Origin of the sequence: Streptococcus infantis, assembly GCF_019929575.1 — a bacterium.
GTDB classification, from domain to species: Bacteria; Bacillota; Bacilli; order Lactobacillales; family Streptococcaceae; genus Streptococcus; species Streptococcus infantis_L.
In genome coordinates, this window is the sequence record NZ_JAHZPU010000022.1 from 13,272 (window position 1) to 30,724 (window position 17,453).

Below are 17,453 nucleotides of genomic sequence, written 5' to 3' on the forward strand. Positions count from 1 at the left end.
TCTCGGTGAGAAATGGCAAGAGCTTACTCGAAGAAAAAGAAAGGAATTGAAAAGGTCTCGATTGATGAGATCTTACGATCAGAATTATGTTAGTATCATATAAATGGTTAAAAGAATTGGTGGACATTGATGTGCCATCACAAGAGTTGGCTGAGAAAATGTCAACTACAGGGATCGAAGTAGAAGGTGTTGAATCACCAGCTGCCGGTCTCTCAAAAATTGTTGTCGGTGAGGTCTTGTCTTGCGAAGATGTGCCAGAAACTCACCTTCATGTTTGTCAGGTTAACGTTGGCGAAGAAGAAGCCCGTCAAATCGTCTGTGGAGCACCAAATGTTCGTGCAGGTATCAAGGTTATGGTGGCACTTCCGGGAGCTCGTATCGCTGACAATTACAAAATCAAAAAAGGGAAAATCCGTGGTTTAGAATCTCTCGGAATGATCTGCTCCCTTGGTGAATTGGGTATTTCTGACTCAGTTGTACCTAAGGAATTTGCAGATGGCATCCAAATCTTGCCAGAAAATGCCGTTCCAGGTGAGGAAGTCTTCTCATACCTAGACTTGGATGATGAAATTATCGAACTTTCTATCACACCAAACCGTGCAGACGCTCTTTCTATGCGTGGAGTAGCGCACGAAGTAGCAGCCATCTATGACAAGGCAGTCAACTTTAAAGAATTTACCTTAACAGAAACAGACCAAGCTGCAGCCGATGCTCTTTCTGTCAGCATTGAGACAGACAAGGCTCCTTACTATGCGGCTCGTATCTTGGATAATGTGACCATCACACCAAGTCCACAATGGTTGCAAAATCTTCTCATGAATGAAGGTATCCGTCCGATTAACAATGTAGTTGACGTAACCAACTATATCTTACTTTACTTTGGTCAGCCGATGCATGCCTTTGACTTGGATACCTTTGAAGGAAGCGAGATCCGTGTGCGTGAAGCGCGTGCTGGTGAAAAATTGGTAACCTTAGACGGTGAAGAACGTGAGTTGGAAACGAATGACCTCGTGATTACGGTCGCTGACAAACCAGTAGCCCTTGCAGGTGTTATGGGTGGTCAGGCTACAGAAATCTCTGAAAACTCTAGTCGTGTTGTCCTTGAAGCTGCTGTTTTCAATGGCAAATCTATCCGTAAGACTAGCGGTCGTCTCAACCTTCGTTCAGAATCATCTTCTCGCTTTGAAAAAGGCATCAATGTGGCAACAGTCAATGAAGCCCTTGATGCGGCAGCCAGCATGATTGCAGAGCTTGCAGGAGCAACAGTGCGTAAGGGCATTGTTTCAGCAGGTGAGCTTGACACTTCTGATGTGGAAGTTTCTTCAACTCTTGCTGATGTCAACCGTGTCCTCGGTACAGAGCTTTCATTTGCTGATGTTGAAGATGTCTTCCGTCGTCTTGGCTTCGGTCTTTCTGGAAATGTAGATAGCTTCACAGTAAGCGTACCACGTCGTCGTTGGGATATCACTATCGAGGCTGACCTCTTTGAAGAAATCGCTCGTATCTATGGCTATGATCGCTTGCCAACCAGTCTTCCAAAAGACGATGGTACCGCTGGTGAATTGACTGCGACACAAAAACTCCGTCGTCAAGTTCGTACCATTGCAGAAGGAGCAGGCTTGACAGAAATCATTACCTACGCTCTAACAACTCCTGAAAAAGCGGTTGAATTTACGACTGCCCCAAGTAACTTAACAGAGCTCATGTGGCCAATGACTGTGGACCGTTCTGTTCTCCGTCAAAATATGGTTTCAGGTATCCTTGATACAGTTGCCTACAACGTAGCACGTAAGAACAAAGACTTGGCTCTTTATGAGATTGGAAAAGTCTTTGAACAAACTGGTAATCCAAAAGAAGACTTGCCAAATGAGATCAACAGCTTTGCCTTTGCCTTGACTGGCTTAGTCGCTGAAAAAGACTTCCAAACAGCAGCAGTTCCTGTTGACTTCTTCTATGCTAAGGGAATTTTGGAAGCTCTCTTTGCTCGCTTGGGTCTTGAAGTGACTTATACAGCAACTTCTGAAATTGCTAGTCTTCACCCAGGACGTACAGCCTTGATCTCACTCGGTGACCAAGTCCTTGGTTTCCTCGGTCAAGTACATCCTGTTACAGCCAAGGCTTACGATATTCCAGAAACTTATGTAGCAGAGCTCAACCTTTCAGCTATTGAGACAGCTCTTCAACCAGCCGCTCCATTTGTGGAAATCACCAAATTCCCAGCGGTGAGCCGTGATATCGCCCTTCTCCTCAAGGCAGAAGTCACTCACCAAGAAGTTGTAGATGCTATCCAGGCTGCAGGCGTGAAACGATTGACAGATATCAAACTCTTTGACGTTTTCTCAGGCGAAAAATTGGGACTAGGTATGAAGTCAATGGCTTATAGCTTGACCTTCCAAAATCCAGAAGATAGCTTGACTGACGAAGAAGTCGCACGCTACATGGAAAAAATCCAAGCATCACTCGAAGAAAAAGTGAATGCAGAAGTGCGTTAAAAACCTTCAATCCATCCCTAGGGATGGATTTTTTAGTAGAAAAAATCATCAAGCTTTAGCCTGATGATTGAATCAAATTGACGGGGAAACAACTCCTTTTTAATACTGTTACAAGATGATCAGACATCGGTATTTTTTGTCATCCAATCAGCTATGAAGTGATAAGTATCGTTTCGATTATTCTCGTTTAGAATTTCGTGACGAGCCTCTTCAACTAGTCGGAGGCTTACTTTCGAATGTGAAGCCTTTAGGAGTTTTACAAATCTCTCTATACCTTTGCCATTTTCACCTAGAGGGTCTTCTTGCCCCGAAATAACGAGAATAGGAAGTTGGGCTGGGATCTCATCAATCACTTGTTTACTAGCTACTTGGTTAGAAAAGTAAAAAATAGATCTGTACATAGGAATAGTAGGTATGAATTGACAGAATGGATCCTTCAGATAAGCTTGATTGGATTCTTCATTTTTTGAGAGCCAATCGACAGATGTTTTAGGATTCTTAATACTACGGTTAAAACTGTCAGTGGACAGGTAGGTTAGTAGTTTACTACGGTGTTTATTCCCTTTTATAAGTCGGATGTATTCTGTTAGGATGAGAGCGAATCGAGTCAGAAATTGAGGTTGTTGACCAGTCGCCATGATAATCAAGGCATTGATAGGTGGTTTTCGCTTAGCTACATAATAGCGACACATAAGAGAACCCATAGAATGCCCTAGAAGGACGATTGGAAGTTCTGGATAGCTTTCTTGAATTAAAGAGGTCACTCTTTCAATATCATCGATGAGTTCCTCGGGAGATTCAGGAAAGACTCCGAGTTGACTTGGATTTTGAGCAGTATAACCGTGGCCGAGATGATCATGGCCGATAACAGTAAAGCCTTCGTTATTCATGGCTAGAGCAAATTCTTCATATCGTTCTACGTATTCTACCATGCCATGTACAATCTGAAGAATGGCTTTTGGTTGTTCAGCTTCCCAAATGATTAAGTTATTGTTGTTTGGTTCGAGTTTAAGTCTTTTTTTCATATCAGATTCCTTGCTTATGATAATCTATAGTCTATCAAAAATATACCATAAAATAGCACGATAAGCTAGGCAGAATGATGAAGATTAGTAGTAACAATTCAGGACTGAAAATGAACATTTGAGGACATAGCCAACGGATTTATCAAGAAATGAGTATAATAAATTTATCACTTAAAATCTGGAGGACTAAAATGCTTGGTGATGAGCCAATAAAGTCCTTATCCAGTAAATATCCTTCTTGAAATCAAGATTTAAAAATGTACATAAATCATTGTAAATGCTATCAAAAAGGAGTATAATAAGTGCAATAAATTTCGGAGGTGGATGATGCTCGAAGTAAGAAATCTAGAGAAAAGTTTTGGGCCTAAGCAAGTTTTGTTTGGTGTTGACTTTCAAGCAAGACCAGGGCGTATTTTAGGGCTGGTTGGTAAAAATGGAGCTGGGAAAACAACTATTTTTCACAGTATTTTGAAATTTTTAGACTATCAAGGGGAGATTGAGCTTGATGGTCAAGACATTCGTCAGGAGACCTATGCTCGCATTGGTTATCTACCCGAAGAACGCAGTCTTATGCCTAAATTGACAGTCCTTGAACAAGTTCGTTACTTGGCGACCCTAAAAGGCATGGACACCAAGGAAATCAAAGAAAAACTCCCTCAATGGATGGAAAAATTGGAAGTCAAGGGAAAATTGACGGATAAGATCAAAAGTCTCTCAAAAGGAAATCAACAGAAGATTCAGTTGATTATCACTTTGATTCATGAACCAGATTTGATTATCCTAGATGAGCCTTTTAGTGGCTTGGATCCAGTTAATACCGAACTTCTTAAGCGGGTTATCTTGAAAGAAAAAGAACGCGGCGCGACCATTATCTTTTCTGACCATGTCATGACCAATGTCGAAGAGCTTTGTGATGATATCCTCATGATTCGAGATGGACGTGTGGTCTTGCATGGACCGGTTCAAGAAGTCCGCAATCAATACGGCAAAACACGACTTTTTGTTTCAAGTGAACGAAGCAAGGAAGAACTGGAGAGTCTTCCTCATGTCAAACAGGTTAGCTTGACCAAGCAAGGTAGTTGGAAGTTGATTTTAGATGATGAAAGTGCAGGTAGAGAACTCTTCCCAATATTGACTCAAGGTCAATATATCGCGACTTTTGATCAACAAGCTCCAACAATCGATGAAATCTTTAAATTAGAATCAGGGGTGGAAGTATGAGAAATATGTGGGTTGTAATCAAAGAAACCTATCTAAGACATGTCAAGTCGTGGAGTTTCTTCTTTATGGTGATTTCGCCTTTCCTCTTTTTAGGTCTTTCTGGAGGAATTGGTGTTCTCCAAGGTTCTTCCTTGGCTCAAAATAGTAAGGTAGCAGTAGTTAGTTCTGTTCCTCTTGTTACAGAAGAACTTAAATCGACCAATGGTCTTAACTTTGACTATAAGGATGAAGCAAGTGCCCAAGCCGCTATCAAAGATGAGAAAATAAAAGGCTATCTGACCATTGACCAGGAGAATAGTGTCCTCAAGGCAGTCTATCATGGTGAGACTTCACTAGAGAGTGGCATTAAGTTAGCAGTGACCGCTAAGTTGAATGAACTCCAATCCCAACTCAACCGTTCAGAAGCAAATTTGTCTCAGGAACAGGAAAAACGCTTGGCTCAAACAATTCAATTCACAGAACAGATTGATGAAGCCAAGGAAAATAAAAAGATGGTCCAAACCTTTGCGGCTGCAGGACTAGGTTTCTTCCTCTATATGATTTTGATTACTTATGCTAGTGTTACTGCTCAAGAGGTAGCTAGTGAAAAAGGAACCAAAATCATGGAAGTGGTCTTCTCAAGCATTCGTGCTAGCCATTATTTCTACGCCCGCATGATTGCCTTACTTCTTGTTATTTTGACTCATATTGGTATTTATGTTGTAGGTGGTCTTGGAGCTATTTTCTTCTTTAAGGATATGCCTATCTTGGCTAATTCAGGTATTCTAAATCACTTGGGAGAAGCCTTTTCGATCAATACCTTATTGTTTGTCTTGGTTAGTCTCTTTATGTATGTGGTCTTGGCTGCCTTCTTAGGTTCTATGGTTTCACGACCTGAAGACTCTGGTAAGGCCTTATCGCCTTTGATGCTTTTGATTATGGTAGGTTTCATTGGGGTAACTGTATTAGGAACTTCTGGTGATAATTTAATCTTGAAAATCGGTTCTTACATTCCATTCGTTTCAACCTTCTTTATGCCTTTCAGAGCTATCAATGGTTACGCAAATGGACTAGAGGCTTGGATTTCGCTTGCTATAACGGTGATTTTTGCAGTAACTGCAACAGCCTTTATCGGACGCATGTATGCTAGTTTGGTCCTTCAAACGGATGATTTGGGGATCTGGAAAACCTTTAAACGAGCTTTAAGTTATAAATAAAGTATCGGACCTGTGAGTGTATCTCCCAGGTCTTTTATACTCTTCGAAAATCTCTTCAAACCACGTCAGCTTCCATCTGCAACCTCAAAACAGTGTTTTGAGCAGCCTGTGGCTAGCTTCCTAGTTTGCTCTTTGATTTTCATTGAGTATTAATTAGCTGAAATATTTCACATTTATTTCTCCTAAACCTTTGACTATTAGGCAAAATTATCGTACAATAAAGAGTACATGATAAAATGAGATCAGAGTTTATCCACTCTGGCGTTAGTAGTAAAAAATGAGGAGAAACGCTTTGGAATTAGAAGTATTTGCTGGGCAAGAAAAAAGTGAACTATCTATGATTGAGGTGGCTCGTGCCATCTTGGAACTCCGTGGTCGTGATCACGAAATGCATTTTAGTGATTTGGTTAATGAAATCCAAAACTATCTCGGTACCTCTAATAGCGATATTCGTGAAGCTTTGCCTTTGTTCTACACAGAGTTGAACTTTGACGGTAGCTTTATCTCCCTTGGAGATAACAAATGGGGGCTTCGTTCATGGTATGGAGTCGATGAAATCGATGAGGAAATCATTGCTCTTGAAGAAAGTGATGATGAAGAAGTAACACCTAAGGCTAAGAAAAAACGTGTCAACGCCTTCATGGATGGTGATGCAGATGCTATTGATTACAGTGCAGATGATCCAGAAGATGAGGATGCATACGAAGAAGATCCAGCTCTTTCTTATGATGATGAAAATCCAGATGATGAGAAAAATGAAGTGGAAGCCTACGATGCTGAAATCAATGAAATTGCACCGGATGATCTAGATGAAGAAGTCGATCTTAATGAAGAGGACGACGAAGACTCTGAAGAAGAGGAAGAATAAAAATAAAAAGGGGTTGGAGCTGGAGTCGGTCTATCAAGTCTCGATTTCCTAGATCCAGCCTCTTTTTTAGTTTCTAGTTTGAATGAGTTATGCAAAATAGAATGCCAAGTCAACGATTTGTTCTATTTGACAAATGCTTTATTTTGAGGTAATATATTGTTCGGGCACCTCTTTTAGAGGTCGGAGCTTCCTAGTTATTAGGGAGCTATTTTTGTTTTTTCCAGGAAGCTTTTCTTCTTGGGGTGTAGTTATTGATGAAGGTCTTGTTTTCTCAATCCCCTGTTAGTAAACAAGACCTTGAGCATTTTAGAAAGAGGAATCTATGTCTACGAAATATATTTTTGTCACTGGTGGTGTGGTATCGTCTATTGGGAAAGGGATCGTTGCAGCGAGCCTTGGGCGTCTTTTGAAAAACCGTGGTTTGAAGGTGACCATTCAAAAATTTGACCCTTATATCAATATCGACCCAGGAACCATGAGCCCATATCAGCACGGGGAAGTATTTGTAACTGATGATGGGGCTGAGACAGACTTGGACTTGGGTCACTATGAGCGTTTTATTGATATTAACCTTAATAAATACTCAAACGTGACAACTGGTAAAATCTACAGCGAAGTTCTTCGCAAAGAACGCCGTGGAGAGTACCTTGGAGCAACTGTCCAAGTTATTCCTCATATTACAGATGCCTTGAAAGAAAAAATCAAGCGTGCTGCTCTTACGACAGATTCTGATGTCATTATTACAGAGGTTGGTGGAACAGTCGGCGATATCGAGTCCCTTCCATTCTTAGAAGCTCTTCGTCAGATGAAGGCAGATGTCGGCGCTGATAACGTCATGTATATCCATACAACCTTGCTTCCTTACCTCAAGGTAGCTGGTGAAATGAAAACCAAACCAACTCAACACTCTGTCAAGGAATTGCGTGGTTTGGGAATCCAACCAAATATGTTGGTTATACGTACTGAAAAGCCAGCTGGACAAGGAATTAAAAATAAACTAGCCCAGTTCTGTGATGTGGCGCCAGAAGCAGTCATCGAGTCATTAGATGTCGATCATCTTTACCAAATCCCGCTTAATCTGCAAGCACAAGGTATGGACCAAATCGTCTGTGACCATTTGAAAATAGATGCACCTGCAGCAGATATGACAGAGTGGTCAGCTATGGTTGATAAGGTCATGAACCTCAAAAAACAAGTCAAGATTGCCCTTGTTGGTAAGTATGTTGAGTTGCAAGATGCCTACATCTCCGTTGTTGAAGCCTTGAAACACTCTGGTTATGCCAATGATGCAGAAGTCAAGATTGATTGGGTCAATGCTAACGATGTGACAGCTGACAATGTGGCAGAACTCCTATCTGATGCTGACGGAATCATCGTGCCAGGTGGTTTTGGTCAACGTGGAACAGAAGGTAAGATTGAAGCGATTCGCTATGCGCGTGAAAATGATGTACCAATGCTGGGAGTCTGCTTGGGTATGCAGTTGACCTGTATCGAGTTTGCCCGAAATGTCTTAGGTCTTGAAGGAGCTAATTCAGCAGAGCTAAATCCTGATACCAAATACCCTATCATCGATATCATGCGTGATCAGATTGATGTTGAGGACATGGGTGGTACCCTTCGTTTGGGACTTTATCCTTCTAAGTTAAAACGTGGTTCTAAGGCAGCGGCAGCTTATCATAACAAAGAGGTGGTGCAACGCCGTCACCGTCACCGTTATGAGTTTAACAATGCTTTTCGTGAACAGTTTGAAGGAGCAGGTTTTGTCTTTTCAGGTGTTTCACCAGACAACCGCTTGGTAGAAATTGTGGAAATTCCAGAAAACAAATTCTTTGTGGCTTGTCAATACCACCCAGAGCTTTCAAGTCGTCCAAACCGCCCAGAAGAACTTTACACTGCTTTTGTAACAGCAGCGGTTGAAAATAGTAAATAGACAGAATAAAACCTTTGAGAGTTATCTCAGAGGTTTTTCCTATATACATTTAGGATATCTCTTGCAAAAAAATAACATAGTGATATAATTAACATGGATAAAAACAGGAGGAAATCTCATGAAAAAAATCACACTATTTAGTTTGTCTTTAGCAGGTTTAGCTTTACTAGCTTTTCCTCATTCAGGAAAGGCGTTCGAGCTTGAAGAAGAATGGGTTATTAAGGGTGGTGTTCAATATCAAGATGGCAAAATTCTCCGATTTAATAACGGCCATGAAGTAGATATCAAAGTCTTGGATTTGCCCAAAAACGAAAAAATTGAATGGAAAGTCACTTTAAATGGTCAAGATCAGACTGTCAATTTTCTAGGTCAAGAAAAGGACAAGTCTATGGTCGGTACAGAGGGGCGTTACCTGAATTTCTACGTACCCTATGGCTATAGAGGGGATATCAAGGTAGAAGCCAAGAGCGGAAATGAAGTAAAGACCTGGTCCACTAAAGTAGTTGATGATGTATATCATGACGGTGGAAAGAGTGGTTACTTCCGTATTGAAGAATCAAACGATCAATACATCTACATTGATACCAAATGGGACTATCGAACTAAGACTTACACTGCAACCTTACCAGAGACTGTCAATGGTCAAAAAGTCTATGCTTGGGCAGATTATGACAATGGTGAGTTGAAACTTGCAAAACCAGAAACTATCAGTCATTCTTATAAGGGTGGGGGAGCTTTCCAAGAACTTTATCCAATTATAAAAACAGAAAGCTGGCTAAAATCTAAACAAAACTGGTACTATCAAAAACAAGGACAACTAGTTAAAGATGCTTGGATTAAGGACAATGGAAGCTGGTATTTTATGGATGATAAAGGGGTTATGTTTAATCAAACATGGCTTCATCAAGGTGGTAGCTGGTATGCCTTTAAATCATCAGGAGCTATGATTTCAGCTGATTGGTTGTATGATAACGGCTCTTGGTATTACCTAAAAGACTCAGGTTCTATGGCGACAGGCTGGCTTAAAGATGGTGGTACTTGGTATTACCTAGAAGACTCAGGTTCAATGGCAACAGGTTGGGTCAAAGATAAGGGCTCTTGGTACTATCTAAAAGATTCAGGTGCAATGGCAACAGGCTGGATCAAAGATAATGGTAAGTGGTACTATCTGGCTTCATCTGGTAATATGCTTAGCAACACACGCACACCAGATGGTTACTATGTAGATGCCAGTGGCGCTTGGAAATAAATGTTAAACAGAGAAAATCTATTAAGGAGATAGATTTTCTTTTTTTCATTTTCACAATTATGAAAATCTGGAAAAAGGACATTATTTTTGGTAAGATAAGGGTATGGATTTTGAAAAAATTGAACAAGCATATACCTATTTACTAGAAAATGTCCAAATCATCCAAAATGATTTGACGACAAATTTTTACGATGCCTTGATTGAGCAAAATGGAATCTATCTGGATGGTCAGACAAATCTGGAAGATGTCAAGAAAAATAATCAAGCATTAAAACGATTGGCACTTCGAAAAGAAGAGTGGTTGCGAACCTACCAATTCTTATTAATGAAGGCAGCGCAAACAGAACCTCTCCAAGCAAATCACCAGTTTACACCAGATGCCATTGGTCACTTGATGATTTTTCTGATGGAGCAACTGTGGCCTGCTGAGAATCTAAGTTTATTAGAGTTGGGGTCTGGGATGGGAATTCTAGGTGCTAGTTTCTTAACGTCCATGAACAAAAAGGTAGATTACCTTGGGATTGAACTAGATGACCTCTTGATCGATCTGGCTGCAAGCATGGCAGAAGTTATGGATCTTCAAATGGGCTTTGTCCAAGGAGATGCAGTACGTCCACAAGTATTAAAAGAAAGTGATATTATTGTGAGCGACCTCCCGATTGGCTACTACCCAGACGATCAGATTGCCTCACGTTACCAAGTGGCAGCAAAGAATGAACATACTTACGCTCATCATCTATTAATGGAGCAATCTCTCAAGTATCTGAAGACGGGAGGCTATGCTATTTTCCTTGCTCCAACAGATCTTTTGACGAGTCCCCAGAGTGATCTCTTGAAAGGATGGTTAACTGAACAGGCTCAACTAGTCGCTATCATAGCTTTACCAGAGGATCTCTTCGCTCAAGGAGCCCAGTCTAAGACCATTTTTGTTTTGCAAAAGAAGGTGGGAGAAGGGACAGAGCCCTTTGTTTATCCACTTACTAGCCTTCGGGATCCTGAAATTTTGTTGGAATTTAAGGAAAATTTTCAAAATTGGTGTCAAGAACATGAAATCTAGTATAAATTTTGATATAATAGTTGAAAACGCTTAAAAAAGGGGAAACATTATGACAAAAACCATTGCAATTAACGCTGGAAGCTCTAGCTTGAAATGGCAACTTTACCAAATGCCAGAAGAAAAAGTGCTTGCAAAAGGGTTGATTGAGCGAATTGGATTGAAAGATTCTATTTCTACAGTTAAGTTCGATGGTCGCTCAGAACAACAAGTCCTTGACATTGACAACCATACTTTGGCAGTTAAGATTTTGCTTGATGACTTGATCCGTTTTGATATTATTAAATCTTATGATGAAATTACTGGTGTTGGACACCGTGTTGTTGCAGGTGGAGAATACTTCAAAGAGTCTACAGTCGTTGAAGGGGATGTTCTAGAAAAAATCGAAGAACTAGGACTTCTTGCTCCATTGCACAACCCTGCAAACGCTGCGGGTATTCGTGCCTTCAAAGAATTGTTGCCAGAGATCACAAGTGTAGCAGTCTTTGACACATCATTCCACACAACAATGCCAGAGAAAGCCTACCGTTATCCATTACCAACTAAGTATTATACAGAAAACAAGGTTCGTAAATATGGAGCTCACGGTACAAGCCACCAGTATGTTGCTCAAGAAGCAGCAAAACTCTTGGGACGTCCACTTGAAGAGTTGAAATTGATTACCTGCCATATCGGTAATGGTGCTTCTATCACAGCTGTTAAGGGTGGGAAATCTGTTGATACCTCAATGGGATTCACTCCACTTGGTGGTGTTATGATGGGAACTCGTACAGGGGATATTGATCCAGCCATCATTCCTTATTTAATGCAATATACAGAGGACTTTAACAAGCCTGAGGACATCAGTCGTATCCTCAATCGTGAGTCAGGGTTGATGGGTGTTTCAGGTAAGTCTAGTGATATGCGTGATGTTCAAGCAGCAATGGAAGCAGGTGATCCTGATGCAACATTGGCTCTTGAAATGTACGTTGACCGTATCCAGAAACACATCGGACAATACTTGGCTGTCCTAAACGGAGCAGATGCCATTATCTTTACTGCAGGAGTTGGTGAAAATGCAACTGGTGTGCGTGAAAAAGTTATCACTGGTATTTCTTGGTTCGGTTGTGATGTAGATCCAGAGAAAAATGTCTTTGGTGTGACTGGAGATATCTCAACAGAAGCAGCAAAAATTCGTGTACTTGTTATTCCAACGGATGAAGAACTCGTTATCGCGCGTGATGTTGAACGTTTGAAAAAATAAAAGAACAAAAAATTGACCTTTCTTATTGAAGGTCGATTTTTTTGATCTAGTAGAACTACCATTTAGTCAGCGAAACTTCACCACTATTGAGCCAAATTTTTTCACCAGTGGTTAATTCTATCTGTAGTTGTCCTTGGTCAGAGATGTCACAGGCTTTACCTGAGATAGTTTGGTGCTCTTGCTTAAAGGAGACTTCTTTTCCTAAAACGATAGAGCGTTTTTTATAGAGATAGAGGAGTTCATCGGCTTCTGTTTCGTAGAAACATTTCCAGATTTCAGCAATCAATTCATTGCGAGTAATGGGAGTATTTTGAGTAAATAGGCTTCCAGCTTTAGTTTGTAGATTCTTGGGAAAATCAGCGATAGAAAAGTTGATCCCGACCCCAATGATAACATCTGTAACGAGTCCAGTTTCGACGGAGGTAATGGCTTCTGTTAGAATACCAGCAATTTTTTTCTGGTTCAGATAAATGTCATTGACCCACTTGATATCCACATCAATCAAACTAAGATTCTTGATAGCCTTGTAGATAGCCCCAGCTGTTAGAAGTGTATAGGCGGGAAGTTTCTGGTAAGGGAGATTGGGTTGTAGGTGAAGGGACATGTAAATTCCCCCCTTATCAGGTGAGTAATAAGGACGTTGAAAACGACCGCGTCCCATAGTTTGGCTAGTGGAAAGGTAGAGTTTATCCCCTTTAGCACCAGCTTCCATAGCCTCTTTAGCATCGGTTTGGGTAGATTTTGTTGAGGGTTTAAACTGGACAGTAATGGAACTATTCGCTTCGATTTCCTGAGGCAAGATAAGGTCTCCGTCCAGAAGTTTATACCCACGATTTTTGATACTGTCAATCTCCAGACCCTCTTGTTGGAGACGTTGGATCGCCTTCCATACGGAAGTTCGAGATAGGTTTAATCTCTCAGCTATTTTTTCTCCGCTTAGATAATCAGTTTCAGTAGCTAGTATTTTATAGACTTCTTGGTAGGATTTCATGCTAGACCCTTTCTGGAACAATTAGATTTATTGTACCATATTTTTAAAAAAGGGATAGCGATTTTCAAGTAATCTTAGCTAACTATAAAATTTTACCCAGTTTTAGTTAGGAGTATAGAGGCAAAGAGGTTTTCAAATCTCTTGAAAAATGGTAAAATGTTTTAATAACTTATTTATCTGAATGTGATATTCAGAAGGAAAGGATCTGTTGTGAAATCAATAGGTGTCATTGAAAAGTTAAAAAGTTTATCGAAACAAGAAGGACTTCTTTTAGGAGTTATTCTGAGTATTTTTCTCCCTTTTTATCTTTTTGTTATTATTTTTATCTCTTACTTACTTTGGTTAGTATATACCGGGGAGATGAAGGGAATCTTGAAACGTTTGTCTCAACACCCTATCTTGCTCTTTTTTATTGCTTATAGCACTGCAATTTCTCTTCTAGCACAAAATGTGATGGGAGTAGTTTCTTCGGTGGCCATGTTTCTGTTTGCCATCTTCTTTTACTATTACCAAGCTCAATTGACTCCTAAATTTTTCAGGTTGGCGATTGAAGGAGTTTTAGCCTCGAGTGTCTTGGCAGCAGTCTTTGCAGCCTTGGAACATTTCCAAATTGTAAAGAAATTTGATTATACCTTCCTCTCACCACGGATGCAGGTTTGGCATCAAAACCGAGCGGAGGTTGCCTTCTTTAACCCTAATTACTATGGAATTATCTGTTGTTTCTGTATCATGATTGGTTTTTATCTGATTAGCACAACTAAGTTAAGGTGGTTACGAATCTTTTCTATGATTGCCATCTTTGCTAATTTATTCGGTTTAAACTTTACGCAGAATCGGACGGCTTTTCCAGCCATCATCTTTGGAGCCATCATTTACCTCTTCACGACCATTAAAAACTGGCGTGCCTTCTGGCTTAGTATAGGAGTTTTTGGGGTTGGTTTAGCCTTTCTATTTTCGAGTGATTTGGGTGTTCGAATGGGAACCTTAGATTCATCTATGGAAGAACGTGTTTCTATCTGGAATGCTGGAATGGCCTTGTTTAAGCAAAATCCATTCTGGGGTGAAGGACCGCTAACCTACATGCACTCTTTCCCTCGTATTGGAGCACCTTATCATGAACATGCTCATAGTATTTATATAGATACGATTTTGAGTTATGGAGTTGTCGGTACCGTTCTCTTGGGGATTGCCTCTGCCACTCCGGTACGAATGTTGATTGATATGAGTCAAGTACCTAGTAAGCGTCCTATCCTTGGACTTTACCTCTCTTTCTTGACAGTAGTAGCTGTGCACGGAATTTTTGATTTGGCTCTCTTTTGGATTCAATCATCTTTTATTTTCCTGTTAGTGATGTGTAGTTTACCACTAAAACATAGTATGATTGATGAATTAGTTGATTAAGGAAAGAGGCTGGGACAAAAGTCCTAGCCTCTCAATTGTCTTTGGATTATCGAGCAAGACGCAGTGGTTGAGTGGGCTCTACTACGCTGATTTTATCAGCTTTTACAGCCCTACTCAACTGTGCGGAGGTGGGACGACGAAATCGAATTCTAACGAATTACCGATTTCTGTCCCACTCTCTTTTTTCAACTCAATTATTGTATAGCTTGAACCAAGTCTTCAGCTTGTTGTTTTAGGGAAGTAGCAACACTGTCTTCAAGGACTAGTTTACCATCTACCCAAGCAGAATCATTGATACGAACTGCAGTGAATTCACCTACAACTTGTGTACGGATGAATGGCAAGAGGTCTTTGTAGATTGCAAAGAGTTGTTCATGACCTGCATTTGCTACTGAAGACACAGTAACAATTTTATCTTGAAGGGCAGATGAACCACGAGTTTCAGATAAGTCAAGAGCGCGTGAAAGCCAATCAAGCAAGTTTTTAACTGTTCCAGGAATTGAGAAGTTGTAGACTGGAGAGAAAATCCAGATAGCATCAGCAGCCAGAACAGCTTCACGAACTGCTGCTACAGCTGGAAGAGTTGGAACTTCAAGTTCTTGGTTAAAAAGTGGGATTGCTGAGTAGTCAAGGTAGCTAATCTCAGCTTTTCCTGCAAGAGCTTTTTCGGCTTCTAGCGCCATTTGGTGGTTGAAGGAACCTTCACGAAGTGAACCAACGATAAATAATACTTTTTTAGACATAGGGAGTCTCCTTTATATTTTAATCAGAGCTTTCTCTGTTGTTATAAACAATGTTACAACAAAACGAAATCATTTGCAAGAAATCTGCTCAGAAAATAAAAATCGATGATAGTCAAGATTATTTTTAGGAGTAGAGATTATGAAAAGTCTGTGAAATCAATGATTCAAGCGTCATATACTCCTGTCATAAGAGAAGTTCCGAGCCAAATCCTCCTCCTTTATTCACTTGTAATTCACTTGGATAGATGGTAAAATAGACGAGTGAAAATGAGACAGAAAAAAGAAAAAAATTCCTTATTATTTCAGTACAGCATTGGTTTGACCCTGTTGGCTCTAGTTGTGACTTCTTCCTTTCTCTATTTGGTGTGGCTTAGCATGAAGCCTTATCAGACAGCAAAGGTGGAAGGGGAAAAACTGGCTAAGCAGTATGCGAATCTAGAAACGGTCAGCCAAGTTGATATCTTTAATGGCTTAGAAAGCTATTATAGCGTTCTTGGTCAAGATAAGAATCAGAAACCAGTTGCTGTTTTAATAGAGAAAAGTAATAACAATATTTACGTATATCAACTAGAAAATGGTACTTCACAAGAAAAAGCAGAAGCAGTTGTTAGAGAAAAAGGAGCTACTGAAATTGATACGGTTACCTTTGGACGCTATGCTGAAAAGCCTGTTTGGGAAATCAAGTCTGGAGGAGACTATTATCTAGTAGATTTTGAAACTGGTGCCCTAATCGAAAAGGAGAAGCTATGAAATTATCTAAACGTGTCTTAGAAATGGAAGAAAGTGTGACTTTGGCTAGTGATGCAAGAGCAAAGAAGTTAAAGGCTGAAGGAAAAGATGTACTTTTCTTAACTTTAGGTCAGCCCGATTTCCATACTCCTGAAAATATTCAAGATGCTGCTGTTGCAGCCATTCGAGATGGACGTGCTTCTTTCTATACGGTAGCTTCAGGTTTGCCTGAGTTAAAAGCAGCAGTCAATACCTATTTTGAGCGTTATTATGGTTATTCCGTAGCGGCTAATGAGGTTACTTTTGCGACTGGTGCTAAGTTTTCCCTTTATACTTTCTTTATGGCTGTGATCAACCCTGGTGATGAGGTCATTATTCCAACACCTTACTGGGTTAGCTATGGAGACCAGGTTAAGATGGCCGAAGGTGTTCCAGTATTTGTCCAAGCCAAAGAAGACAATCACTTTAAAGTAACTGTAGAGCAATTAGAAGCAGCTCGTACAGATAAGACCAAGGTCTTGGTTCTTAACTCACCATCTAATCCGACTGGGATGATCTATTCTCGTGAGGAACTCTTGGCCATTGGAAATTGGGCTGTTGAACATGACATTCTCATCCTAGCAGATGATATTTATGGTCGTTTGGTCTATAACGGAAATGAATTCGTCCCAATCTCTAGTCTATCAGAAGCCATTCGCAAGCAAACCATTGTCATTAACGGGGTATCAAAAGCCTACGCAATGACAGGTTGGCGTGTAGGTTATGCAGTGGGTGATCCAGCAATCATCGCTGCCATGAGCAAATTGACTGGTCAAACAACTTCTAACCTAACCGCTGTTTCACAATACGCAACAATCGAGGCACTAACTGGACCGCAAGATTCTGTGGAAGTTATGCGTCAAGCATTTGAAGAACGTTTGAATACCATCTATCCACTCTTGTGTGAAGTCCCTGGTTTTGAAGTTGTCAAACCACAAGGAGCTTTCTATCTCTTTCCTAATGTTAAAAAAGCTATGGAGATGAAAGGTTATAGCGATGTAACAGCATTTACAACGGCTATCCTTGAGGAAGTAGGTCTGGCTTTGATTACTGGTGCTGGATTTGGAGCACCAGAGAATGTTCGTCTCAGCTATGCGACAGACTTGGATACATTGAAGGAAGCCATCCGTCGTCTCCACCAATTTATGGAAAATTAAAAATGAGAATCTTCGTCGTTTAGACGGAGATTTTTTTGGCCCTGTTGTAAAATGAAGTGCAACACAAAAGACATGTTCATCTGATATACTAGAGTTGCAAAAAACAGTATAGAGG

14 protein-coding genes are annotated in these 17,453 nt (G+C 40.4%); 11 read left to right on the forward strand and 3 right to left on the reverse strand.

Annotated elements, in window-relative coordinates; translation table 11 throughout:
* Nucleotides 1-86: 86 nt before the first annotated feature.
* Entirely contained in the window at nucleotides 87-2,492 is a 2,406-nt protein-coding gene (pheT, locus tag K1I67_RS07340) for a phenylalanine--tRNA ligase subunit beta (protein WP_223339441.1), read from the forward strand.
* Nucleotides 2,493-2,611: 119 nt separating this feature from the next.
* Here the strand turns inward: pheT and K1I67_RS07345 are convergent, their stop codons facing one another.
* Nucleotides 2,612-3,517, reverse strand: coding sequence for an alpha/beta fold hydrolase (locus K1I67_RS07345; protein WP_223339442.1), 906 nt, complete (start codon nucleotides 3,515-3,517; stop codon nucleotides 2,612-2,614).
* Between the two features lie 327 nt (nucleotides 3,518-3,844).
* Here K1I67_RS07345 and K1I67_RS07350 point away from each other — a divergent pair, with 327 nt between their 5' ends.
* The 7 genes from K1I67_RS07350 to K1I67_RS07380 all read left to right on the forward strand — a co-directional run bounded on the left by K1I67_RS07350 (nucleotide 3,845) and on the right by K1I67_RS07380 (nucleotide 12,278).
* A complete protein-coding gene (locus K1I67_RS07350) occupies nucleotides 3,845-4,738 on the forward strand; it encodes an ABC transporter ATP-binding protein (RefSeq protein WP_006147212.1) in 894 nt (297 codons plus the stop codon).
* The gene (locus K1I67_RS07355; protein WP_223339443.1) at nucleotides 4,735-5,934 is read left to right on the forward strand and encodes an ABC transporter permease; all 1,200 of its coding nucleotides are present in this window, start codon (nucleotides 4,735-4,737) and stop codon (nucleotides 5,932-5,934) included. Before K1I67_RS07350 ends, K1I67_RS07355 begins: the two co-directional genes overlap by 4 nt.
* Nucleotides 5,935-6,226: 292 nt before the next feature.
* Nucleotides 6,227-6,802 (forward strand): DNA-directed RNA polymerase subunit delta, encoded by a 576-nt coding sequence (gene rpoE, locus K1I67_RS07360; protein WP_075232134.1) that lies wholly within the window; start codon nucleotides 6,227-6,229, stop codon nucleotides 6,800-6,802.
* 322 nt (nucleotides 6,803-7,124) lie between these two features.
* Nucleotides 7,125-8,732: a CTP synthase gene (locus tag K1I67_RS07365; protein WP_223339444.1), complete on the forward strand. Its 1,608-nt coding sequence runs from the start codon at nucleotides 7,125-7,127 to the stop codon at nucleotides 8,730-8,732.
* Between the two features lie 118 nt (nucleotides 8,733-8,850).
* Nucleotides 8,851-9,981 (forward strand): N-acetylmuramoyl-L-alanine amidase family protein, encoded by a 1,131-nt coding sequence (locus K1I67_RS07370; protein WP_223339445.1) that lies wholly within the window; start codon nucleotides 8,851-8,853, stop codon nucleotides 9,979-9,981.
* Between the two features lie 103 nt (nucleotides 9,982-10,084).
* Nucleotides 10,085-11,038 carry a class I SAM-dependent methyltransferase gene (locus K1I67_RS07375; protein ID WP_223339446.1) on the forward strand — a complete coding sequence of 318 codons (954 nt, stop codon included), beginning with the start codon at nucleotides 10,085-10,087 and terminating at the stop codon, nucleotides 11,036-11,038.
* Between the two features lie 49 nt (nucleotides 11,039-11,087).
* Nucleotides 11,088-12,278: an acetate kinase gene (locus tag K1I67_RS07380; RefSeq protein ID WP_223339447.1), complete on the forward strand. Its 1,191-nt coding sequence runs from the start codon at nucleotides 11,088-11,090 to the stop codon at nucleotides 12,276-12,278.
* Between the two features lie 55 nt (nucleotides 12,279-12,333).
* Here the strand turns inward: K1I67_RS07380 and birA are convergent, their stop codons facing one another.
* Nucleotides 12,334-13,269, reverse strand: a complete 936-nt coding sequence (gene birA, locus K1I67_RS07385) for a bifunctional biotin--[acetyl-CoA-carboxylase] ligase/biotin operon repressor BirA (protein WP_075227541.1) — start codon at nucleotides 13,267-13,269, stop codon at nucleotides 12,334-12,336.
* 210 nt (nucleotides 13,270-13,479) lie between these two features.
* Between birA and K1I67_RS07390 the strand changes: the two genes are divergently transcribed.
* Nucleotides 13,480-14,670, forward strand: a complete 1,191-nt coding sequence (locus K1I67_RS07390; protein ID WP_223339448.1) for an O-antigen ligase family protein — start codon at nucleotides 13,480-13,482, stop codon at nucleotides 14,668-14,670.
* Nucleotides 14,671-14,864: 194 nt separating this feature from the next.
* On the opposite strand, the gene K1I67_RS07395 is transcribed toward K1I67_RS07390, so the two are convergent.
* Complete coding sequence (locus tag K1I67_RS07395) at nucleotides 14,865-15,413, reverse strand: NADPH-dependent FMN reductase (RefSeq protein ID WP_223339449.1); 549 nt, start codon at nucleotides 15,411-15,413, stop codon at nucleotides 14,865-14,867.
* Nucleotides 15,414-15,674: 261 nt separating this feature from the next.
* On the opposite strand from K1I67_RS07395, the gene K1I67_RS07400 reads away from it, so the two are divergent.
* Both K1I67_RS07400 and K1I67_RS07405 read left to right on the forward strand, forming a co-directional pair.
* Complete coding sequence (locus K1I67_RS07400) at nucleotides 15,675-16,163, forward strand: cell wall elongation regulator TseB-like domain-containing protein (RefSeq protein WP_025171282.1); 489 nt, start codon at nucleotides 15,675-15,677, stop codon at nucleotides 16,161-16,163.
* Nucleotides 16,160-17,338 carry a pyridoxal phosphate-dependent aminotransferase gene (locus K1I67_RS07405; protein WP_223339450.1) on the forward strand — a complete coding sequence of 393 codons (1,179 nt, stop codon included), beginning with the start codon at nucleotides 16,160-16,162 and terminating at the stop codon, nucleotides 17,336-17,338. Before K1I67_RS07400 ends, K1I67_RS07405 begins: the two co-directional genes overlap by 4 nt.
* Nucleotides 17,339-17,453: the final 115 nt, after the last annotated feature.